Source organism: Erwinia sp. PME.40.26/001 (assembly GCF_055556675.1).
Map to the genome: position 1 here is coordinate 1 of NZ_JBVHNP010000011.1, position 21,815 is coordinate 21,815.

Consider the following 21,815-nt stretch of genomic DNA (forward strand, 5'->3'; position numbering starts at 1 on the left):
ATGGTGTTGAGTTGTGCTTAATCCAGCCGGGCAAGCCAACGCAGAACGGATTTATTGAGAGCTTTAACGGACGATTTCGCGATGAATGTCTGAATGAGCACTGGTTCAGCGATATCGTTCATGCCAGGAAAATCATTAATGACTGGCGGCAGGATTATAACGAGTGCCGCCCGCACTCCACGCTGAATTATCAGACACCGTCTGAATTTGCGGCGGGCTGGAGAAAGGGTCATTCTGAGAATGAAGATTCCGACGTTACTAACTGAGTGTTGTATCTAATACTGGGGGCAGGTCACAGCGATAGACTTGCAATACAATCTCTCTGGCGTGCACAGCTGTCGCCGGTGCACCTCTCTCGACAATGTTATCGGTTAAGGCGCGTAAGTCTTCATGTGTAATCTCAGTCAGTTTCTGCTGGGCAAATTTTGCCTTCAACTCTCTTTGATATACCGAACGCCGCATATCACGCGTCGATTCAGCCATTTGATAGCCACGTAACCATTTCTCAGCCCATGCGCCAAAAGTCTCCGCATCTTTGATACGTGCTTTATCTCTGGCTTTTTCTCTCGCAGGCGATCTTCCACTAGCAACCATCTTTTTAGCTTCGTTGAGCCGTTCACGCGCTTCAGCAAGCGTAATCCCTCCGACACCATAGCGGCCAAACGTAACGGTCTCTTGTCTTCCGTTTATTGAATAGTTGTAGCGAAATGAGATCGTTCCAGCCGGAGTCACCGCAACATACAGACCATCGCGGTCATTAACTTTATAGAGTTTTTCCTTCGGCTTAAGGTGGCGCAGCCTGGTGTCAGTCAACATGGTTTATTGTTTTCCTATATCAATTAATACCATGTTGTAAAAAACTCAGAAAAGTCATTTAACTATCTGTTTTTAATTGAGTTATAAAAAATGAATACCATAACTCAACCGAGATTTATCACATGGTACTTTTTCAAATCTGAATTCAAAACCAGAGAGTACCATCAAAAATTCCATTGAAAAAACCGTGCTTCCCGTTGCTAACAGCTGCCAGAAAGTGCCAGACATAAAAACAAAAAGCCCGCAGTTACGCGGGCTTAGAGGTACTTTACTGCTTTTACGTGCAGGCTGTTGCCAGACGCGAAATCATTCCCACTCAATCGTCGCCGGTGGTTTACCTGAAATATCGTAAACCACACGGGAAATACCGTCGACTTCGTTGATGATGCGATTGGATACGCGGCCGAGGAAATCATATGGCAGATGCGCCCAGTGTGCGGTCATAAAGTCGATGGTCTCGACGGCACGCAGGGAAACTACCCAGTCGTACTTACGGCCATCACCCATCACGCCGACAGAACGAACTGGCAGGAAGACGGTAAAGGCCTGGCTGACTTTGTTGTACAGGTCGGCTTTATGAAGCTCTTCAATGAAGATCGCATCGGCACGACGCAGCAGGTCACAGTACTCTTTCTTTACTTCACCCAGTACGCGCACACCCAGGCCCGGGCCCGGGAACGGGTGACGGAACAGCATGGCGTGTGGCAGGCCCAGCTCCAGACCGATTTTACGCACTTCGTCTTTAAACAGCTCACGCAGTGGTTCAACCAGGCCCATCTTCATTTCTTTCGGCAGGCCGCCCACGTTGTGGTGCGATTTGATCACGTGCGCTTTGCCAGTAGCAGAAGCGGCTGATTCAATCACATCAGGGTAGATAGTTCCCTGGGCCAGCCACTTCACGTCTTCCAGCTTCAGAGCTTGTTCATCGAAGACTTCAACGAAAACGCGGCCGATGATTTTACGCTTGGCTTCCGGCTCATCTGTGCCTGCCAGTGCGTCGAGGAAGCGTTTTTCGCCTTCCACATGGATGATATTCAAACCGAAATGGTCACCAAACATCTCCATCACCTGCTCGGCTTCGTTCAGGCGCAGCAGGCCGTTGTCGACAAAGACGCAGGTCAGACGGTCGCCAATCGCACGGTGCAGCAGCATTGCGGTCACAGAGGAGTCAACGCCGCCGGACAGGCCGAGAATCACTTTATCGTTGCCGACCTGCACACGCAGACGTTCAACGGCATCTTCAATGATTTTAGCCGGAGTCCACAGGGCTTCACACTGGCAGATATCCAGCACGAAACGCTCCAGCAGACGCAGACCCTGACGGGTGTGTGTCACTTCCGGGTGGAACTGTACGCCGTAGAAGCGCTTCTCTTCGTTGGCCATAATGGCAAACGGGCAGGAGTCGGTGCTGGCAACGGTCACGAAGTCAGACGGGATCGCCGTGACTTTGTCGCCGTGGCTCATCCACACGTCCAGCAGCGGCTTACCGGCCGGGCTGATCGCATCTTCGATGTCCCGGATCAGCGCGCTGTTGGTCTGTACTTCAACCTGGGCATAACCAAATTCACGTTCGCTGGAGCCTTCCACCTTGCCACCCAGCTGCATTGCCATGGTCTGCATGCCATAGCACACGCCCAGTACCGGGACGCCTGCGTTAAACACGTAGTCCGGCGCACGCGGGCTGTCGTGCTCGGTGGTGCTTTCCGGGCCACCGGAAAGGATAATGCCGTTCGGGTTAAAACCACGAATCTGCTCTTCGGTGACGTCCCACGCCCACAGTTCACAGTAGACACCCAGCTCACGCACACGGCGGGCAACCAGCTGCGTATACTGCGAACCGAAATCGAGGATCAGGATGCGATGTTTATGAATATTTTCCGTCGTCATTGGGCTATTCCAGGCGATGTAGTACAAAAATTTCGGGGATTATACCCTAAGGGCATATTAAAACGCCCGGCTGTTTAGCCGGGCGTGGGGTTATCAGGAACCCATACGGTAGTTCGGAGACTCTTTGGTAATGGTCACGTCGTGAACGTGGCTTTCCTGGATCCCGGCACCGCTGATGCGCACAAATTCCGCTTTGGTGCGCAGCTCGTCGATGGTAGCACAGCCGGTCAGTCCCATACAGGAACGCAGGCCGCCCATCTGCTGGTGAACGATCGCTTTCAGGTAGCCTTTGTACGCCACGCGGCCTTCGATACCTTCCGGCACCAGTTTGTCCGCGGCATTATCGGTCTGGAAGTAACGGTCTGAAGAACCTTTGGACATGGCGCCCAGCGAGCCCATCCCACGATAGGACTTGAACGAACGGCCCTGGTAGAGTTCGATCTCACCCGGAGACTCATCGGTTCCCGCCAGCATTGAACCGACCATCACGGCGGCCGCACCGGCGGCGATCGCTTTGGCGATATCACCGGAGAAACGGATACCGCCGTCAGCGATAACCGGAATACCGGTGCCTTCCAGCGCTTCGACCGCATCAGAAACAGCGGTGATCTGCGGTACGCCCACGCCGGTCACGATGCGGGTCGTACAGATGGAGCCCGGGCCGATACCGACTTTCACCGCACTCACACCCGCTTCCACCAGCGCCAGTGCGCCCGCGCCGGTTGCCACGTTACCGCCAAGGATTTGCAGATCAGGATATTTCGCACGGGTTTCACGGATGCGCTGCAGCACGCCTTCGGAATGGCCGTGAGAGGAGTCGATCAGCAGCACGTCAACGCCGGCGGCGACCAGCGCATCCACGCGCTCTTCGTTACCGGCACCCGCGCCTACGGCAGCACCGACGCGCAGGCGTCCGTGCTCATCTTTACAGGCGTTAGGTTTACGTTCGGCTTTCTGGAAGTCTTTTACAGTGATCATGCCCAGCAGGTGGAAGCTGTCGTCCACCACCAGCGCTTTCTCGACGCGTTTTTCGTGCATTTTATGCAGCACCACTTCACGCGCTTCCCCTTCTTTGACGGTGACCAGACGCTCTTTCGGCGTCATCACCGCAGAGACCGGCAGGCTCAGGTCGGTGACAAAGCGCACGTCACGACCGGTGATGATGCCCACCAGCTCGTTTTCGCCGTTCACCACCGGGTAACCGGCAAAGCCATTGCGTTCGGTGAGCGCTTTAACTTCGCTCAGGGCGGTGGTCGGTAACACCGTCTGCGGATCGGTCACCACGCCGCTTTCGTGTTTCTTCACCTTGCGAACTTCTTCCGCCTGGCGCTCAATGGACATATTTTTGTGAATAAAGCCCAGGCCACCTTCCTGTGCCAGTGCAATGGCCAGACCCGCTTCGGTCACGGTATCCATAGCAGCGGACAACATAGGAATGTTTAAACGGATGGTTTTGGTAAGCTGGGTACTGAGGTCGGCCGTATTTGGCAGGACAGTCGAGTGGGCAGGAACGAGCAGAACGTCGTCAAATGTCAGGGCTTCTTTAGTGATTCTTAGCATGGCAATATCTCAACCTCAGGGTGAATGAGAACTTGTAAAATATTGCCGCGGCATTATACAGGGCGTAATCGATTGCCTCCAGCATTATTTTAAGAAAAATGCTTGATCCCCTGCGTGGGCCATGTAGTATCGGTTAATTAACCCTCTGATTTAAAGTTTGATCTTCATCACATGTCGCTACCGCCAACCGCCAATATTTTTACCGTCACCCGTCTCAATACAACAGTGCGCAAGCTGCTGGAGATGGAAATGGGCCAGGTCTGGCTGAGCGCGGAGATCTCGAATTTCTCCCAGCCTTCTTCCGGCCACTGGTACTTCACCCTGAAGGATGATGGTGCCCAGGTACGCTGCGCGATGTTTCGCAACAGCAACCGCCGGGTGACCTTCCGCCCGCAGAATGGCCAGCAGGTTCTGGTGCGTGCCACCATCACCCTGTATGAGCCGCGCGGCGACTATCAGCTGATTGCCGAAAGTATGCAGCCCGCTGGAGAGGGGCTGCTACAGCAGCAGTTCGAACAGCTGAAGCAGCGGCTGATGTCAGAAGGTCTGTTTGAGCAGGGCCATAAACAACCGCTGCCGGACCCGGCACATCAGGTTGGCGTTATCACCTCTGCCAGCGGTGCCGCGCTACACGACGTGCTACGCGTCCTGCAGCGACGCGACCCGTCCCTGCCGGTGGTCATCTACCCGACCTCCGTACAGGGCGCAGACGCGCCCTCAGGCATCGTACGGGCCATTGAGCTGGCGAATGCGCGCAATGAATGCGACGTGCTGATTGTCGGACGCGGCGGCGGATCGCTGGAAGATCTGTGGAGCTTTAACGACGAGCGCGTGGCGCGGGCAATTTATGCCAGCCGCATCCCCATCGTCAGCGCCGTCGGTCATGAAACCGATGTGACTATCGCAGATTTCGTCGCTGACCTGCGCGCCCCGACCCCTTCTGCGGCGGCAGAGCTGGTCAGCCGTAACCAGACAGAGCTGCTGCGTCAGCTTCTGTCCCAGCAGCAGCGGCTGGAAATGGCGATGGACTACTATCTTGCGCAGAAGCAGCGCACCTTTTCCCGCCTCCAGCATCGTCTGCAGCAGCAACACCCGCAGCTGCGTCTGGCACGGCAGCAGACCGCGCTGCTGACGCTACAGCGCCGGCTGGATGATGCCATGCAGCTGAAACTGCGCCAGGCGACGCGCCAGCAGGAGCACGTGGACCTGCGCCTTCGCGCCATTCGCCCGGAAATGCGCATTCAGCGCGCCGGGCAGCAGCTACAGCAGTGGCAGTATCGCCTGCAGCAGGCCATGCAGCAGCAGCTCAACAGCAATAAACAGCGCTTTGGCAATCTTGCCGCGCAGCTTGAGGGCGTCAGCCCGCTGGCAACGCTGGCACGCGGTTTCAGCGTGACGACGGCCGCCGACGGTCAGGTGGTGAAAAAGACCCAACAGCTGCACCCCGGCGATACGCTGAAAACCCGCCTGGATGACGGCTGGGTGGAAAGCGAAGTCACTGCCATCACCCCGGTGAAAAAACCGCGCAAACGCCGCTCCCCTGAATGACGGTTGAGACTGCCTGATAAGTCCGGGTCGTTACCCGGCAATCATCTGTCTGATATCGGCTAACACCTGCTGTTGATCCATTGGCTGCCGCTCGTTGATGCCCATATCAAAAGCTTCCAGGCTGGCATGAAGTTTCTGCAGTAAGGTTTCATCATCCCGCACAGCGATAATATAGGCATTTTCTAACGGCAGAAGATCGACCAGTCTGACCGCGTGTGGCTTGAGATAAAAATTAATATGTTCAAGCCAGGGCAGTGAATAGACGATTTCAGCGGGATCCATGCTGGCGGTTGACCAGTCGATCTCTTCAATCGCGGAGAAAATAAAATTCGCCGGATCTTCGGATATTGACAAATCAGACAACGTTTTCAGCTCCGGAATATAGCCGTTATATTCACTCCACTCCTCATAAACCATCAGGTTCTGTGCGCTAAGCTGTTGATAAAACCAGTCTAAAACCGTTAACGGCTCACTGTTTTCCGGGGTCTGACTCTGTAAGGGCGCGATATCCAGTTGCGGAATACACTGCTTCAGAACAGCGATCAGATTCTGTATCTTTTCCATTAACGTTTCCTGTTATTTATTATGCGTTACGTTGAACGCGCCGCCACGATAACGCCACCCGCACTTACGTTCTTTCGCCAGCGAACGGGCTGAAAGGATATTAACAAATAAAAAAAGCCCCTTCATTACTGAAGGGGCTTTGACTGTCAGGCCAGCGAGGGATCGCCAGGCTTTATTTGTCCAGGGCGTAAGCGATCACATAGTCACCGCGATCCGGCGACTGGCGTGCGCCACCGGCAGAAATGATGATGTACTGCTTACCGGTTTTCGGTGATTTATAGCTCATCGGACCGCCCTGGCTGCCGACCGGCAGTCGGGCTTTCCACACTTCTTTACCGGTTGAGGTATCGAAAGCGCGCAGGTAGTAGTCCTGAGTCCCGGCGATAAACACCAGACCGCCCTGTGTGGCCAGTGTCCCGCCCAGCGTCGGCATACCGACCGGCATTGGCGCATGCATTTTGATCCCTAATGGACCGGTATCCTGCACGGTACCCACCGGAACCTGCCACACGACCTTCTGCGTTTTCAGATCGATAGCCGACAGCGTACCAAACGGTGGTTTCTGGCAGGGAATGCCCATTGGCGACATAAAGCGGTTTTTATTCACCGCATACGGCGTACCTTTCAGTGGGACCGCACCCATACCGGCGTTGACCGCTTCCCCACCATCGCTGGCTTTCGCATCAGCCTGCACCGGTACCATCTGTACCCACAGGCCCAGGCGCATATCGTTGACGAAAATATAGTGGTTGTTCGGATCGGTCGACAGGCTGCCCCAGTTCATGCCACCCAGCGATCCCGGGAAGCTCAGAGACAGGTCAGTACCGGGTACGGTGTACAGGCCATCGTAACGCATGGATTTAAAACCAATACGGCAGGCCAGCTGATCGAACGGCGTCGCCCCCCACATATCAGATTCTTTCAGCGTTTCCGCACCAATCTGCGGCATGCCCACTGATTTTGGCTGGGTCGGCGTGTACTGCTCGTTGGGAATGTTGCCGGCTTTTACCGGGACTTCTTTCACTTCAGTCAGCGGCTTGCCGGTCAAACGATCCAGCACAAAAATCTGCCCTGCTTTCGTACCGAATACGATAGCGGGCCTGGTGCTACCGTCTTTCTGCGGGAAGTCGATCAGGCTAGGCTGCATCGGAATGTCGAAGTCCCACAGATCGTTATGCACGGTCTGATAAACCCACTTCTCTTTACCGGTGGTCGCGTCCAGCGCCAGGATGGAGGCCCCGTATTTGTGATCCAGCGCGTTACGGTTGGCGCCCCACAGGTCGACAGACGAGCTGCCCATGGGCAGGAACACGGTGTTCATGCCGGCGTCATAAGACATGGGGGCCCAGGAGTTTGGCGTACTGCGAGCATAGGTTTTACCCGCTTCCAGTGGCGCATTTGGATCTTCATTGCCCGGGTCAAACGCCCAGCGCATTTCACCGGTGATAACGTCAAAGCCGCGCAGTACGCCGCCCGGCATATCAGTCTGCACGTTGTCGGCCACACGGCCACCCACGACCACGGTGGTACCGGCCAGCGTCGGGGCTGAGGTTAACTGGTATTTCGGATCGCTGGCGTCGCCCAGACCGGCTTTCAGGTTAACTACCCCTTTGTCACCGAAGTTCTGACACATTTCACCGTTTTCGGCGTTGATCGCCACCAGACGTGCGTCAATGGTATTCATGAGAATACGGCGCTGACAGGTATCACCTGCGGCCAGCGTTACCGGCTTAACCGGCGTTGAGCCCGGTACCGTCGGCTGTTCAAGCGGTTTACTGGCGTCAAAGTAGGCCAGGCCACGGCAGCGATTCCATACCTGAGACTGCGCGTTGATCTCGGTTTTCCAGATCTGCTTGCCGGTATCGGCATCCAGCGCAATCACGTTGTTGTGGGGGGTGCAGAGGAATACGCGGTCACCGACCTGCAGCGGAGTTTGCTGATCTTCCGCGCCGCTGCCAGTCGGGCTTTCAGGAATATCACCGGTGCGATAAGTCCAGACTGGTTTCAGGTCTTTTACGTTATCACGGGTGATCTGATCCAGCGCCACAAAGCGGCTGCCGCCTGCGGTATTGCCGTAGTTATCCCAGTTTTTCTGTTCAGTGGACTTATCCACCGGTACCAGCGGCAGTTCATGGCCGTTGGCGACGGTCGGGTGCGGCTGGAACATGCCGTACAGCGTGGCCAGCAGGCCGACGACGGTCACGGCGCTCAACGCGTAAGCGCCTTTCGCCCCCGCAGGTTTGCCTTCATGCTTACGCAGGGATGGCCAGGTGACTAGCGTCAGCAGCAGTATTCCTGCCAGGAACATCAGGCGCGACACCAGCGGCCAGAAGTCGATCCCGGCATCCAGCACGGCCCAGATTGCCGATCCCACAAACACCAGACCATATATCACCACGGCGGAAGCCCGGCGGCGGAAGAACTGGATAGCAGAGAGCACGGTGACGATACCGGCGATCGCGAAATACCAGCTGCCGCCCAGGGAAACTAACTTTCCCCCCCCGATGACAAAGTAAAGGCCCGTTGCCAGTAAAATTAAACCCAGCAGGAAACACCACAGGCCCAGCCATTTTGATGACCCGGCATTGATTTGAGGCATAGCAGAAATACTCCTGGAGAAGACAAGGCTTTTTTTGATGAATACCTTATCTTTATTAACATGTTACACGGATAGCATCCGGTCCTGCATTGACTGCGGAGGCTCTGAAGTCACGGCTGGCGTGGCAGAGCACCGGGAGCAAGCGGCAGGATTGTACCATCAGGTTCGTAATTTGCTAAACACAAAATTAACAAGCGGCTGACTGCCAGCTTTATCAGGTCGGGAGTCCGCACAAAAAGATTAACGTGATAAAAAGAAAGGATTAGCCCTGTTCGGGTGCTACAGGCAGCCACAGCAGGCGCTTTTTAGAAATTAACCCATGACCCTGCTGACAAAAGTAGTCGATCGCGCCACAGGCTTTGAGCACGTGCAGTGGGTGCTGGCAGTCGGGGCAGCAGGCGGTGAAAGGGTGCTGGCATTCGGGGCAAACGCTGCCACCGTCGGTGGCGTTCTGGCGCTGACAGCGCGGGCAGGGTCTGTTCATTCAGTCTCTCCTTTGTCTTTGCGGTTAAGCATAAAACAAAGGGGGCCATCAGGCCCCCTTACGGATCAACGTTTGTTCTTTTTGAGATGACTCATCAGGCGCTGGCGCTTACGCTGCTGATTTGGCGTCAGCAGGTTACGCTTACCTTCGTACGGGTTATCCCCCTCTTTGAACTGAATACGGATTGGCGTACCCATAATTTCCAGTGAACGGCGGAAATAGTTCATCAGATAACGTTTGTAGGAATCCGGCAGGTCTTTAACCTGATTACCGTGGATCACGACAATCGGCGGGTTATACCCGCCGGCGTGCGCATATTTCAGCTTCACGCGGCGGCTACGCACCAGTGGCGGCTGATGATCGTCGGCCGCCATGTTCATAATGCGCGTCAGCATGGAGGTGTTAACACGGCGGGTAGAACAGTCGTAGGCTTCGGTCACGGATTCAAACAGGTTACCCACGCCGCTGCCGTGCAGGGCGGAAATAAAGTGAATGCGGGCAAAATCGATAAAGCCCAGACGGTAGTCCAGCTGCTCTTTCACCTCATCACGGATTTCCTGTGACAGGCCATCCCACTTGTTGACCACGATCACCAGTGAGCGCCCACTATTGAGGATAAAGCCCAACAGCGAGAGATCCTGATCGGAAATGCCTTCGTGCGCATCAATCACCAGCAGCACAACGTTGGCATCTTCAATTGCTTTCAGGGTTTTGATCACCGAGAACTTTTCGACGGTTTCAGTAATTTTCCCGCGCTTACGCACCCCGGCGGTGTCGATCAGAACATATTCACGCCCGTCGCGCTCCATCGGAATATAAATACTGTCGCGCGTGGTACCCGGCATGTCATAGACCACCACGCGCTCTTCACCAAGAATGCGGTTAGTGAGTGTTGACTTACCGACGTTCGGACGACCGACAATGGCCAGCTTGATCGGCAGATCCAGCGGGTTAAAGTCATCTTCTTCATCTTCCGGCATTTCACCGCTGGCTTTGGCTTCTTTCGCCGCGAACTCCGCCCAGTAGGCTTCGTTCTCTTCTTCTTCTGTCAGCTCACGCTCAGGCGCGACCACGTCCATCCACGGCAGCAGCACCAGCTCAAGCAGGCTGGTCACACCGCGCCCGTGAGAGGCGGCAATCGCATGGATTTCACCCAGCCCCAGCGACCAGAAGTCAGTGACGGCAGAATCCGCATCCAGACCGTCGGTTTTGTTCGCCACGATAAACGTTGGTTTGTCGCGCGAGCGCAGATGTTTGGCAATAGCCGTATCTGCAGGCATCAGCCCGGCACGCGCATCAACCATAAACAGCACGACATCGGCCTCTTCAATCGCCAGCAGCGACTGTTCCGCCATGCGCGTTTCCACGCCCTCTTCATTACCGTCGATACCACCGGTATCGATACAAATAAACTCACGCCCTTCTATTTCGGCGCGGCCATATTTGCGATCTCGGGTAAGCCCGGGAAAATCTGCCACCAGCGCATCTCGTGTGCGCGTCAAACGGTTAAACAGGGTGGATTTTCCCACATTGGGACGCCCGACCAGCGCGACCACAGGTACCATAGTGAAGCCTCATAACTAAAAAATAAGCGCCTGGCTGCGATATTATTCGCTGTGCAGGCAGATTAACTGCCGCTCTACTCAGGCCGATGGCGCCTAGAATAACACGCCTTGGATAAAACAAAACGGCCCCTGAACAATCAGGAGCCGCTTACCCTTCATCTCACTGCCTGCCGCGATGGTGGCAGACGGTGATTTTTGGGGCTCAAACTGACCGGCGAATTAACGCGTAATCGCGTAAACCTCACCGTCTTTGGACTGGATCAGCAGCTTATCGCTGGCAACCACAGGTTCAGTCTGGAAGCCAGAACTGTCCAGTTTCTGTTGCGCAACAAAACGCCCGTCATCCGTATTGATCCAGTGCAGGTAGCCTTCTGCATCACCGACCACCAGGTAGCCGTTATACAGCACCGGCGAGGTCAGGTTACGGTGCAGCAGATCGCTCTGACGCCACAGAGTCACTCCGCCGTCAGTATTCAGGGCAATCACGCGGTCATCCTGATCCACCAGGTAGATACGGCCTGCATCAACAATCATGTCATGGACTGAACCGATTTCGCGTTTCCACAGGATCTGACCAGAGCGCAGGTCCAGCGCCGTCAGGTTACCGTTGTAGGCCAGTGCGTAAACCACACCGTTAACAATAACCGGCGTGGTATCCACATCCGCCAGGCGGTCGATTTCAGTCGCTCCGCTTGGCTGGGAGATGCGCTGCTGCCAGATAATCTGGCCCTGGTTCATGATCACGGCGCTGACACGACCGTTATCGCCGCCAACAATGGCCGCGCCAAATGCCGTCGCTGGTGCAGACTCGCCGCGCAGGCTCAGCGCCGGAACATCGAGGTTAACGGTCCATTTGATATTGCCACTGGTCTGATCCAGACCCTGCAGCATACCGTTACTGGTGTGAACCAGTACCAGACCATCGCTGACGACCGGACGGGACAGTACTTCACCCGCCGCTTTGGTCTGCCAGGCGATCGAGCCATCGCTGGTGTTCAGTGCGAATACCTGACCGCGCTCGCTGCCGATATAGGCATGGCCCGCATCAACGGTCACACCACCGGAAAGCAGTGCAGGGATATTGCTGGAGAAGAAACCGGTTTTTTCCGACAGGTCCACTTTCCACTGTTCTTTGCCGTCGCCGGAGTTCAGGGCTTTCACCACGCCGTGGCGGTCAGCAGCATAGACGGTATTTTCTGCCCAGGCCGGGTGCAGGTTGGAGTAAAAATCACCTACGCCATCGCCAACCGAAGTGCTCCAGACTTTTTGTGGTTCGAACTGGTTTTGAACCGTTGGCAGTGGTGACATTTTCACCACGTCCTCTTCACCGCTGAACCATGAACATCCGCTGAGTAAAGTGACTGACATCAGTCCCGGCAGAAGTAACTTACGCAATTCCATGAAATCCCTCTTGTGCCTGTTCAGGCCAAATATTAGAGCCTTATACCAATCCCGCAGCAGCCAGCATTCGCCGTTGCTGCGGTGACAGGCTGGAAATTAACCCGGCAGATTATTCACTTTCATTTGCAGCATCTCTTTCAGCGACGATGAGGCATCAGAGTCGATCCCCTTAGTCCACGCATCACGTGCACCCTTTGCGTCGCCTTTGCTGAGTAACGCTTCGCCGCGCACGTCAGCCACGATAGCTGCCCAGCCGTCACCCTTAACGCTATCCAGGGTTTTTAACACGGCGTCAGGCTGTTTCTGCTGAAGCTGGATACGCGCAAGGCGCAGATTCAGCACGGCCTGCAGGTTGGCATCTTTGGTGCTTTTCAGGCCACTCTGCAGCTGCTGTACGGCTTTATCCAACTGATTATTATCAATATAGCGTTTTGCCAGATCCAGTGAAGCCAGCGCACCGTAAGTATTGCTGTTTTCACTGGCAAACTTCGCCACCGCATCAAGCGAGGCAGGTTTGCTGGCGTCCAGCGCCGACGTGACCTGCTGGTAAGAGGCAGAGACTTCGCGCGACCCGCTGTCCTGGTGATGACTCCAGTAACGCCAGCCAAGCAGTGCCCCAACCCCCAGAACGACGCCGACCACTAATGCTTTGCCATTTTGAGCAAAGAAGTTCTTCAGCGCATCTACCTGTTCGTTTTCGTTGCTATATACTTCCACGCAATCTTACTCCTTTAAATCGTGCCGCTGCAGGGGCTTAACGCTGTAACAGTGACGCCAGCGCGGTTGCCGCATCACGTTGAGCCAGCGTTTGCTGCTCACCATTACGCAAATCTTTAATCACCAGCTGGCTATTAGCCACTTCGTCTTCGCCAAGTACCAGTGCAATGCGGGCGCCCCACTTGTCTGCACGCGCAAACTGCTTCTTAAAGTTGCCGCCACCAAAATTAGTCATCAGCTTCAGTTCAGGCAGCGCATCGCGCAGCTGTTCTGCCAGCTTCATCGCAGCACTCTGTACGCCCTCACCCGAAGCGATAACATAGACATCAACAATGCGCGTCGGTTCAAACTCCGGATTAACGGCCTGCACCAGCAGGACCAGGCGCTCCAGGCCCATCGCGAAACCGACGGCCGGCGTTGCGCGCCCACCCAGCTGTTCGACCAGACCATCATAGCGGCCCCCGGCACAGACGGTGCCCTGGGAACCCAGGCTGCTGGTAACCCACTCAAACACCGTACGGTTATAGTAGTCGAGACCCCGCACCAGACGCTGATTGACGGTATAAGCGATGCCGGCATCATCCAGCAGGCTGCACAGCCCGGTGAAATGCTCACGGGATGCTTCATCCAGGTAGTCACCCAGCGTTGGCGCGTCATTAAGCAGCGCCTGAACGTCCGGGTTTTTGCTATCCAGCACGCGCAGCGGGTTAGTATACATGCGGCGTTTGCAGTCTTCATCCAGCACGTCAATATGCTGTTCCAGGAAGGCCACCAGTGCATCGCGGTAGTTCGCACGCGCGTCCAGGGAACCGATAGAATTCAGCTCCAGACTCACGTGATCGGCGATACCCAGCGCTTTCCACCAGCGGGCCGTCATCATGATCAGTTCGGCATCGATATCCGGCCCCTGCAGGCCAAACACTTCGGCACCAATCTGGTGGAACTGACGGTAGCGGCCTTTCTGCGGACGCTCATAGCGGAACATGGGGCCGATATACCACAGGCGTTGTTCCTGATTGTACAGCAGACCGTGTTCAATGCCCGCACGCACACAGCCAGCGGTGCCTTCGGGACGCAGCGTCAGGCTTTCACCATTGCGATCGTCGAAGGTATACATCTCTTTTTCAACCACGTCGGTGACTTCACCGATAGCGCGTTTGAATAACGGGGTCTGCTCTACAATCGGCAGGCGAATTTCGCTGAAGCCGTAGCTGCCTAACACCTGTTTCAGGATCTGTTCAATCCGCTGCCACACGACCGTGTCAGCGGGTAAATAGTCGTTCATGCCACGGATGGCCTGTATATTTTTCGCCACTGCAATGTTCTCATCAATGAGTGCCCGCCCCGGGATAACCCACCGTTGTGGTCCCCAGGGCATTACCGGGCGCGATTAATTATTTTTCGACCTGCTGGATATCAATCCGGCGTGATGCGTCCAGGATGGTGGCTTTCGCACGGATGCGCGCTTCCAACTGGTCAATCATATTGTCGTTATCAAGACGCTCGCGCAGACGCACGCCGTCCTCGTAGAAACCACTTTTTTTACTGCCGCCAGTCACACCCATGGTGGAAACGGTCGCTTCACCGGGGCCGTTAACTACACAGCCAATGATAGAGATGTCCATCGGGGTGATAATATCTTCCAGCCGCTCTTCTAGCGCATTCACCGTACCGATAACGTCAAATTCCTGACGTGAACAAGTCGGGCAGGCGATAAAATTGATCCCGCGTGAGCGAATGCGCAGCGACTTCAGGATATCAAAGCCGACTTTCACTTCTTCCACCGGGTCCGCCGCCAGCGAGATACGCAGGGTATCGCCAATGCCTTCAGACAGTAACAGGCCAAGACCAATGGCGGATTTCACCGCGCCCGCTCGGGCGCCACCGGCTTCGGTGATGCCTAAGTGCAGCGGCTGGTCGATCTGCTTAGCCAGCAGCCGATAGGATTCAACGGCAAGAAACACATCGGAGGCCTTGACGCTGACTTTGAACATATCAAAGTTCAGACGGTCAAGAATATCCACGTGACGCATGGCGGATTCCAGCAGCGCCTGGGGATTAGGCTCGCCATATTTTTCCTGCAGATCTTTTTCCAGCGAACCGCCGTTCACACCAATACGGATAGGAATATTGTAGTGGCGTGCACAGTCAACGACTGAGCGGATGCGCTCTTCGTTGCCGATATTGCCGGGGTTAATGCGCAGGCAGTCCACCCCATATTCGGCCACTTTCAGCGCGATACGGTAGTCAAAATGGATGTCAGCGACCAGCGGGACGTTAACCTGCTGTTTGATCAGACGAAAAGCTTCCGCGGCATCCATGGTCGGCACGGAGACACGTACGATGTCGACACCGACACGTTCCAGCGCTTTGATCTGGGCGACCGTCGCGGCAACGTCGGTGGTACGGGTATTGGTCATGGACTGAACGGCGATAGGTGCACCGTCACCCACGGGCACCTTGCCGACGTAAATGCGTTTTGATTTGCGACGGATAATGGGTGCTTCGTTATGCATATTCTTTCTCCACAATTACTCGAGACCAGAGAAGATGCGTTATTGCGCACCTAAAGTCAGGCGAGCAACCTGGTTAGTACGGATATAACGACTCAGATCGACAGGTTTGCCCTGATACTCAATCTGTACTGCGGCTGGCGCACCAATTTTTAAGCGATACGGTGCTGTACCAGCAAGGCTCAGTTTGCCCCCGCTGCGCTGAATACCGCTAAACAATTTCTTGCCTGCGGCGTCGGTCACTTCCAGCCAGCAATCGGCGGAAAAATTCATAATGACGGCATTCGGGTCAACTGCAGGCTGGCTGACGCCTGCGCTGCTGGTAGGCAATTGACCACTGGCACCGGTATCAACCGGTGCCTGGCTTGGTGAAACCACGGCAGGCTGAGTATTGTCAGCCTGCGTGTTCGCCACAGAGGGCGCTTCCGCCGTCGGCGTGGCAGCAGCAGGCGCACTGCTGGTGTTCGCCGACTCTGCTGGCGTAGTGTCTAACGGAATCGCCGTCTGCGAGCCGTTATCGGCACCGCTGCTGGCGTTATTGTCAGTTAAGGGGATGGACTGGCTGTTATCCCCTTCAGGTGAAGCATTCTGATCGGCCATCGTCACCAGATCATCCTGAGCGGCTTTATGATTCTGCCACCACCAGGCTCCCGTCAGGCCCACCACAACAAACAGCACCAGCCAGGTGAAGATCATCAACCAGCCGTCGCGTTTTTTGCGGCGTTTTCCGAGGGAGTAGCTTTGCATCGGTTCAACTTTTGCGGCTCTGACCGGGGCTTGTTTTGCCATCATCGGTAGCAGCTCTTCTTCCGGCACACGCACCAGGCGTGCGTAGGAGCGAATATAGCCACGCAAGAATGTCGACGCCAGATCGGCAGGCGACTTGTCCTCTTCAATATCACGAACGGTGGAAAGTTTCAGGCAGAGGCGTTCAGCAACATTCTGCTGAGTCAGGCCCATAAGCTCACGGGCACCACGCAGGCGCTCGCCTGTTGAATTTACGCTAGATTTTTCTTGAGTGGCTTCAGTATTCATTAGCTAAAAAATGCTGGTACTGTATCGAGTGTGGAAAAATTCGCGCAAGCTGTACCCCATAATGTTGAACGTCATCGAGTTGATTTGCCTGCGCGGCGAAGCGAATCTCTAACCACAGGCTTTCTGCCGAAACCGGAAAGTTTTGTCGGTAAATATCCAACAGAACCCGCGATTCTGCGCGTTTTCCCTTTCCAAATCGCCTTTCGGCTTCTGCCAGCATAGGCAATCCTTTGGCTGGTTCGGTCCGCACCGCGTCCATCAGTGCGTGATAGGCTTTTTCATGCTGCCCGGCATTCAAAAAGCAGTAGCCCGAATTTTCAACACTGTCAGCACGAAGCCCGTTGGTTGAATCATCCATGGCCCTGCGGAACTGCCGTTGTGCCGCATCATACTGCCCTAATCCGCAGAGAAACGCACCGTAATTATTAAGCACATAGCTGTTTTGCGCTGCTAATTTAAGGGCGCGGCGATAATGTAACTGCGCGCTGCGGGTATCGCCAGTCTGCTGTCGGTAACGTGCCATCGCCAGCTGGCTGCGGTAATCCCCAGGGGCAAGATCGAGCGCACGCTGTAAATTCCTGCGTGCGGCGTCATTGTTGCCGCGTGCCAGATACGCCATTCCTAACTGAATCCGTGTTTCAACCAGCCCGTCCGGCTGCGGTAATGTCCGGCAACTCGCCAGCAGCACCAGCAGCAAAACGGCAGCCCGCCCTGTTCGCATCTCTGTGACTCCCTGTCAGTATTAACGCACTATCGTACGCCAATCTCACCAGGGTCAACACGGTTCAACCGCGGATAAGGCTGGGTTTCAGATCGCCTTCACAGATATCGCTTCACCGGCCATTTTCTTTTTCAGTGTGCGCTTGGTACGGTCAATCACGTCCCCGGCTAACTGGCCGCAGGCAGCATCGATATCATCACCACGGGTTTTACGCACAATAGTAGTAAATCCATAATCCATCAACACTTTAGAGAAGCGATCGATGCGGCTGTTCGAACTGCGTCCATAAGGTGCGCCCGGGAAGGGGTTCCATGGGATCAGATTAATTTTACACGGCGTGTTTTTCAACAAGGCTGCCAGCTCATGGGCATTATCGGTACTGTCATTGACGTGGTCGAGCATCACGTACTCGATGGTGACACGCCCCTGATTAGCGTTGGACTTGCCAATATAACGGCTGACCGAGGCCAGGAACGTTTCAATATTGTACTTTTTGTTGACCGGCACAATTTCGTCACGAATTGTGTCATTCGGCGCATGAAGCGAGATCGCCAGCGCAACATCGATCATATCACCCAGCTTATCCAGCGCCGGAACCACGCCGGATGTTGACAGCGTTACGCGACGTTTTGACAGGCCGAAACCAAAGTCATCCAGCATGATTTCCATCGCCGGCACCACATTAGTCAGGTTGAGCAGCGGCTCCCCCATGCCCATCATCACCACGTTGGTGATGGGACGCTGGCCGGTAACTTTGGTGGCACCGATAATTTTCGCCGCACGCCATACCTGACCAATAATTTCGGATACGCGCAGGTTGCGGTTAAAGCCCTGCTGCGCTGTCGAGCAGAACTTACACTCCAGCGCACAGCCCACCTGGGAAGAAACACACAGCGTGGCGCGGTCTTTTTCGGGGATATAAACGGTTTCGACCTGCTGGCCGCCGACCTGGATAGCCCACTTGATGGTGCCATCTGTCGAGCGCTGCTCTTCAGCCACTTCCGGCGCACGGATTTCGGCAACCTCTTTCAGCTTGTTCCGGAAGACCTTGTTGATATCGGTCATCTCATCGAAGTCATCACAGCAGTAGTGATAGATCCATTTCATGACCTGATCGGCACGGAACGGCTTTTCTCCCATACCGGCAAAAAACTCACGCATCTGCTGACGGTTGAGGTCGAGCAGATTCACTTTTTCTTTTTTAGGGGTGGCGATTGCAGGAGATGCAGGCGACGGCGTCACAATAAGTTCTGACATAATTTTCTCTGGCCTCGTTGTTACACGTTATGGCACTGGGTTTGGAGTGAATAAAATAGAAGCGCCCCCGAACACAGCTCAGGGGCGCATTATTGTACTCATGACGTGATAAGGGTTAAAGGAGCAAACTCACTTTTTTTGTAAACCCCGTTCCGTCAGGCAGCCGGATTAACGGGTGCGCGGGCAGATTTCGCCTTCACCGAAGAAATAAGCGATTTCACGGGCAGCAGATTCGGCAGAATCAGAACCGTGAGTCGCATTCTCGGTAAAGCTGTCCGCGTAGTCAGCACGCAGGGTACCGGCCAGCGCGTTCGCCGGGTTCGTTGCGCCCATCAGATCACGATGACGCTGCACGGCATTTTCACCTTCCAGTACGGAAACCACCACCGGGCCGGAGGTCATGAATTCAACCAGACCATCAAAGAACGGTTTGCCCTGGTGTTCCGCGTAAAAACCCTCTGCCTGCTCTTTGCTCAGGTGCAGCATTTTGCTGCCAACGATTTTGAAGCCAGCGCTTTCAAAACGGTTGAAGATGGCACCGATCACATTCTTTGCCACAGCGTTTGGTTTTACGATGGAAAATGTACGCTCAATAGTCATTGTTGACCCCTGTCTTATCTTTCGAGTTTAGCCGCGAAAACGGTTCCCGGCCGGGAAAATGGCCGCAGATTATAGGGGGCATCGCGTGAGATGCCTACCGGAGATTCAATAATTTATCGAAAAATCCGATCCTCATCGCGACATTTTTTCCCCACCTGCGACTATTTTACGCAGGCAGGCAATCGATGACCAGAAAAGCGCCTGGGGATCCGTCTGAAATTAGCGGATTAAGGCCACATTGATCACCCGGCTGTCTGCCCGGCCGCGATCGTCAACTGCCCGGATACGGTATTTACCGGGGCGGGAAGGCCGCCAGTCGAGGGGCGTCTTACTGGCGCTTGAGCCAAGATATACATCGTCGACAAACCAGTAAACGGTGGCGCTGTCTGCATCGGTCACCGCACTGAAGCTGATATTGTCCCGCCCCTTCTGCGACTGCCGTAGCTGGTAAGTCGTATGTCTCAGCGGCGATGTGATGCGTGGCGCATCCCCCTCCACCGCCCCCTGCTGGCAACTTACCGAAGGCGGAGCACGTTTGGGCAGGCCCGCCTGCATAAAGACCTGGGCCAGGTCTGAGGGCCAGAACTCAAACACTTCAACGTGACTGGTTTGCGGATCCCAGGGAGCACAGACCGGCTGACCGCTGTGATTGTCGATGCGCAGTGGCCGGTACACCGTATCCACGTTGATCGGTGATTTTCCGGGGATAAACCAGCTGCGTCCACGCTGCTGACACCACTGCGTCGGCAGATCTCCGCTCGGCAGGCAAATTTCCACGCGCTTCAGATGCGGCGGAAAGCGGTGTTCAGGTTCACGCAGCCCGGGATAGCTGGCGATGACGCTATCAATGATATTGAAGAACAGCGGCGCGGCGGCTTCTACGCCCACAAAGGCGTTATTCCCCTGGCCGTTAAAGTTCCCCTGCCACACCACCAGCACATACGGGCCGAAGATCCCCACGCTCCAGGCATCACGAAAGCCCCAGGACGTTCCCGTTTTCCAGTAGACCGGTAGCGATGATGGACGCTGTGCCAGCGTATCCCCCGGGCGACGGTGCTGGCGCAGGATATCCAGCGTCATAAAGCTGGCCTCTTCACTCAGCAGGCGGAATGCCGGTGGCTGAGGCGTCTGTTCCCGCATCCGCAGCGCCCGCAGCTCCCCCCGGTTTGCCAGCATCGCATAGAGTTTTGCCAACTCCTGCGCCGTCACTTCCCCGCCGCCCAGAACCAGCGACAGTCCGTAATGTTTCTCACTGGCCAGCCCGCTGATGCCGGCCAGCTGAAGAAACTGGTAAAAACCCGGCTGGTGCAGCCGGGAAGCAATGGTCACCGCCGGGATATTACGGCTGAAATTCAGCGCATCGGTGGCGGTGACCGGCCCGAGAAAGCGGCGGTCAAAATTTTCCGGCGCATAGCTGCCAAAAGAGTAAGGAACGTCTTTCAGCACCGTCATCGGATGTAAGATCCCCTGCTCCATGCCGAGCGCATAAATAAAGGGTTTCAGTGCCGACCCCGGTGAGCGCCTGGCATTCGTGCCGTTGACCTGACCCTGTATCTGGCGATTGTAATAGTCGGCTGACCCGACCAGCGCCCGTACGCCCATATCGCGGCTGTCTACCAGCAGCACCGCAGTATTGTGGATGCCCCGGCTCTGATTACGGCGGATAAACGCGTTGACCTGTTTTTCCACCAATTGTTGCAGGCCGGCATCAAGCGTGGTGTCGACCCGTGACGCCCGCTCCCCGTTCTGCAACTGTTCAATAAAATGGGGGGCAATATAAGGCAGATTCTGCGGCTGGCGCAGGGCCAGCGGCAATCTGAACAGGGCCTGCTGGCTGCTGTCGGTGGGATGGGCGTGCTGCCACCGCTGAAAAAGGCGGTTACGCGCCTGCATCAGCGGAGGACTGACCTCACCGCTGCGGGGATTCATCCGCAGGCTGGGTGACTGAGGCAGTACCGCCAGCGTCAGCGCCTCTGCCAGTGTCAGCTCCGCCGGCGGTTTATTAAAATAGATCAGGCTGGCCGCGCCGATGCTCTCAATGTTTCGCCCGTAAGGCGCAGCGTTAAGATAGGCCTCCAGAATATCGTGTTTGGAGTAGCTCAGTTCGAGCTGGATCGCCCGTAATACCTGAACCATCTTGCCACCGGGTGAGCGCGTATTGATCTTCCAGTGCATGCGGGCAAGCTGCATGGTGACAGTCGATCCTCCCTGCCGGCTGCTTCCCAGCACATAGCTGCGCCAGAAGCCGCGTGCCAGGCTCAGCGGGTTGACGCCGGGATTATAATAAAACCAGCGGTCCTCATGCAGCAGCAGCCCGTCCACCGCCAGCGGCGAAATGGCCTCCAGCGGCGTCCACTGACGATAGCGATCGTCGCTGGCCAACGACAGACGCAGCAGCGTACCGTGCCGGTCATACCACGCTGTTGACAGCGGCACCCCGTGGGACAGTGGCGGGTGCGGCCACAGCCGGATGCCTGCCAGCAGCAGCGCCAGTAATCCCAGCGCCACCGCCAGATTTTGCAGCAGCCGTTTCATCGCAGCAAACGCC

Annotated in this window: 17 protein-coding genes and 1 pseudogene; 2 read left to right on the forward strand and 16 right to left on the reverse strand. The window is 55.6% G+C overall.

Translation table 11 applies throughout. The annotated features are described in order from the left end of the window. On the forward strand, nt 1–266 hold a 266-nt coding region (locus ACZ3HG_RS20430), incomplete at its 5' end, for an integrase core domain-containing protein (RefSeq protein WP_465334169.1). Nucleotides 267–297: 31 nt separating this feature from the next. On the opposite strand, the pseudogene ACZ3HG_RS20435 reads toward ACZ3HG_RS20430, so the two are convergent. From ACZ3HG_RS20435 to guaB, 3 genes and pseudogenes are all read right to left on the reverse strand, one after another. Then, nucleotides 298–816 (reverse strand): annotated as a pseudogene (locus tag ACZ3HG_RS20435) (tyrosine-type recombinase/integrase); the annotation flags it as partial. A gap of 306 nt (nt 817–1,122) precedes the next feature. Further along, nucleotides 1,123–2,703, reverse strand: a complete 1,581-nt coding sequence (guaA, locus tag ACZ3HG_RS20440) for a glutamine-hydrolyzing GMP synthase (protein ID WP_191934706.1) — start codon at nt 2,701–2,703, stop codon at nt 1,123–1,125. Nucleotides 2,704–2,796: 93 nt separating this feature from the next. Continuing rightward, nucleotides 2,797–4,263: an IMP dehydrogenase gene (guaB, locus tag ACZ3HG_RS20445; RefSeq protein ID WP_346577348.1), complete on the reverse strand. Its 1,467-nt coding sequence runs from the start codon at nt 4,261–4,263 to the stop codon at nt 2,797–2,799. 171 nt (nt 4,264–4,434) lie between these two features. Between guaB and xseA the strand changes: the two genes are divergently transcribed. Continuing rightward, nucleotides 4,435–5,811, forward strand: coding sequence for an exodeoxyribonuclease VII large subunit (xseA, locus tag ACZ3HG_RS20450; protein WP_465334172.1), 1,377 nt, complete (start codon nt 4,435–4,437; stop codon nt 5,809–5,811). A gap of 30 nt (nt 5,812–5,841) precedes the next feature. Here xseA and ACZ3HG_RS20455 read toward each other — a convergent pair whose 3' ends face one another. From ACZ3HG_RS20455 to pbpC, 13 genes are all read right to left on the reverse strand, one after another. Next, nucleotides 5,842–6,375: a hypothetical protein gene (locus ACZ3HG_RS20455; RefSeq protein WP_465334174.1), complete on the reverse strand. Its 534-nt coding sequence runs from the start codon at nt 6,373–6,375 to the stop codon at nt 5,842–5,844. Between the two features lie 172 nt (nt 6,376–6,547). Further along, a complete protein-coding gene (locus ACZ3HG_RS20460) occupies nt 6,548–8,974 on the reverse strand; it encodes a glucose/quinate/shikimate family membrane-bound PQQ-dependent dehydrogenase (protein WP_465334176.1) in 2,427 nt (808 codons plus the stop codon). Nucleotides 8,975–9,236: 262 nt separating this feature from the next. After that, nucleotides 9,237–9,458 carry a YfgJ family double zinc ribbon protein gene (locus ACZ3HG_RS20465; RefSeq protein WP_191934702.1) on the reverse strand — a complete coding sequence of 74 codons (222 nt, stop codon included), beginning with the start codon at nt 9,456–9,458 and terminating at the stop codon, nt 9,237–9,239. A gap of 65 nt (nt 9,459–9,523) precedes the next feature. Next, nucleotides 9,524–11,023: a ribosome biogenesis GTPase Der gene (der, locus tag ACZ3HG_RS20470; RefSeq protein WP_062744687.1), complete on the reverse strand. Its 1,500-nt coding sequence runs from the start codon at nt 11,021–11,023 to the stop codon at nt 9,524–9,526. A gap of 219 nt (nt 11,024–11,242) precedes the next feature. Further along, nucleotides 11,243–12,424 carry an outer membrane protein assembly factor BamB gene (gene bamB, locus ACZ3HG_RS20475; RefSeq protein ID WP_191936858.1) on the reverse strand — a complete coding sequence of 394 codons (1,182 nt, stop codon included), beginning with the start codon at nt 12,422–12,424 and terminating at the stop codon, nt 11,243–11,245. A gap of 96 nt (nt 12,425–12,520) precedes the next feature. Next, complete coding sequence (locus tag ACZ3HG_RS20480; RefSeq protein WP_191936859.1) at nt 12,521–13,141, reverse strand: tetratricopeptide repeat protein; 621 nt, start codon at nt 13,139–13,141, stop codon at nt 12,521–12,523. A gap of 37 nt (nt 13,142–13,178) precedes the next feature. Continuing rightward, nucleotides 13,179–14,456 (reverse strand): histidine--tRNA ligase, encoded by a 1,278-nt coding sequence (hisS, locus tag ACZ3HG_RS20485; RefSeq protein WP_191934699.1) that lies wholly within the window; start codon nt 14,454–14,456, stop codon nt 13,179–13,181. Nucleotides 14,457–14,535: 79 nt separating this feature from the next. Then, nucleotides 14,536–15,657 (reverse strand): flavodoxin-dependent (E)-4-hydroxy-3-methylbut-2-enyl-diphosphate synthase, encoded by a 1,122-nt coding sequence (ispG, locus tag ACZ3HG_RS20490; RefSeq protein WP_062744679.1) that lies wholly within the window; start codon nt 15,655–15,657, stop codon nt 14,536–14,538. A gap of 39 nt (nt 15,658–15,696) precedes the next feature. Continuing rightward, a complete protein-coding gene (gene rodZ / locus ACZ3HG_RS20495; protein ID WP_465334180.1) occupies nt 15,697–16,689 on the reverse strand; it encodes a cytoskeleton protein RodZ in 993 nt (330 codons plus the stop codon). Further along, complete coding sequence (gene pilW / locus ACZ3HG_RS20500) at nt 16,679–17,410, reverse strand: type IV pilus biogenesis/stability protein PilW (RefSeq protein ID WP_465334182.1); 732 nt, start codon at nt 17,408–17,410, stop codon at nt 16,679–16,681. The genes rodZ and pilW overlap by 11 nt, the downstream gene beginning before the upstream one ends. Before the next feature lie 87 nt (nt 17,411–17,497). Then, nucleotides 17,498–18,667, reverse strand: a complete 1,170-nt coding sequence (gene rlmN, locus ACZ3HG_RS20505) for a dual-specificity RNA methyltransferase RlmN (RefSeq protein ID WP_191934696.1) — start codon at nt 18,665–18,667, stop codon at nt 17,498–17,500. Between the two features lie 168 nt (nt 18,668–18,835). Beyond that, complete coding sequence (gene ndk / locus ACZ3HG_RS20510; protein WP_062744669.1) at nt 18,836–19,267, reverse strand: nucleoside-diphosphate kinase; 432 nt, start codon at nt 19,265–19,267, stop codon at nt 18,836–18,838. A gap of 219 nt (nt 19,268–19,486) precedes the next feature. Then, nucleotides 19,487–21,802 (reverse strand): penicillin-binding protein 1C, encoded by a 2,316-nt coding sequence (gene pbpC / locus ACZ3HG_RS20515; RefSeq protein WP_465334185.1) that lies wholly within the window; start codon nt 21,800–21,802, stop codon nt 19,487–19,489. Nucleotides 21,803–21,815: the final 13 nt, after the last annotated feature.

What these genes read in the sequence shown, in the direction of transcription:
- guaA (WP_191934706.1), bottom strand. Translation starts at nt 2,703, where the DNA reads ATGACGACGGAAAATATTCATAAACATCGCATCCTGATCCTCGATTTC.
- guaB (WP_346577348.1), bottom strand. Translation starts at nt 4,263, where the DNA reads ATGCTAAGAATCACTAAAGAAGCCCTGACATTTGACGACGTTCTGCTC.
- xseA (WP_465334172.1), top strand. Translation starts at nt 4,435, where the DNA reads ATGTCGCTACCGCCAACCGCCAATATTTTTACCGTCACCCGTCTCAAT.
- ACZ3HG_RS20455 (WP_465334174.1), bottom strand. Translation starts at nt 6,375, where the DNA reads ATGGAAAAGATACAGAATCTGATCGCTGTTCTGAAGCAGTGTATTCCG.
- ACZ3HG_RS20460 (WP_465334176.1), bottom strand. Translation starts at nt 8,974, where the DNA reads ATGCCTCAAATCAATGCCGGGTCATCAAAATGGCTGGGCCTGTGGTGT.
- ACZ3HG_RS20465 (WP_191934702.1), bottom strand. Translation starts at nt 9,458, where the DNA reads ATGAACAGACCCTGCCCGCGCTGTCAGCGCCAGAACGCCACCGACGGT.
- der (WP_062744687.1), bottom strand. Translation starts at nt 11,023, where the DNA reads ATGGTACCTGTGGTCGCGCTGGTCGGGCGTCCCAATGTGGGAAAATCC.
- bamB (WP_191936858.1), bottom strand. Translation starts at nt 12,424, where the DNA reads ATGGAATTGCGTAAGTTACTTCTGCCGGGACTGATGTCAGTCACTTTA.
- ispG (WP_062744679.1), bottom strand. Translation starts at nt 15,657, where the DNA reads ATGCATAACGAAGCACCCATTATCCGTCGCAAATCAAAACGCATTTAC.
- rodZ (WP_465334180.1), bottom strand. Translation starts at nt 16,689, where the DNA reads ATGAATACTGAAGCCACTCAAGAAAAATCTAGCGTAAATTCAACAGGC.
- pilW (WP_465334182.1), bottom strand. Translation starts at nt 17,410, where the DNA reads ATGCGAACAGGGCGGGCTGCCGTTTTGCTGCTGGTGCTGCTGGCGAGT.
- rlmN (WP_191934696.1), bottom strand. Translation starts at nt 18,667, where the DNA reads ATGTCAGAACTTATTGTGACGCCGTCGCCTGCATCTCCTGCAATCGCC.
- ndk (WP_062744669.1), bottom strand. Translation starts at nt 19,267, where the DNA reads ATGACTATTGAGCGTACATTTTCCATCGTAAAACCAAACGCTGTGGCA.
- pbpC (WP_465334185.1), bottom strand. Translation starts at nt 21,802, where the DNA reads ATGAAACGGCTGCTGCAAAATCTGGCGGTGGCGCTGGGATTACTGGCG.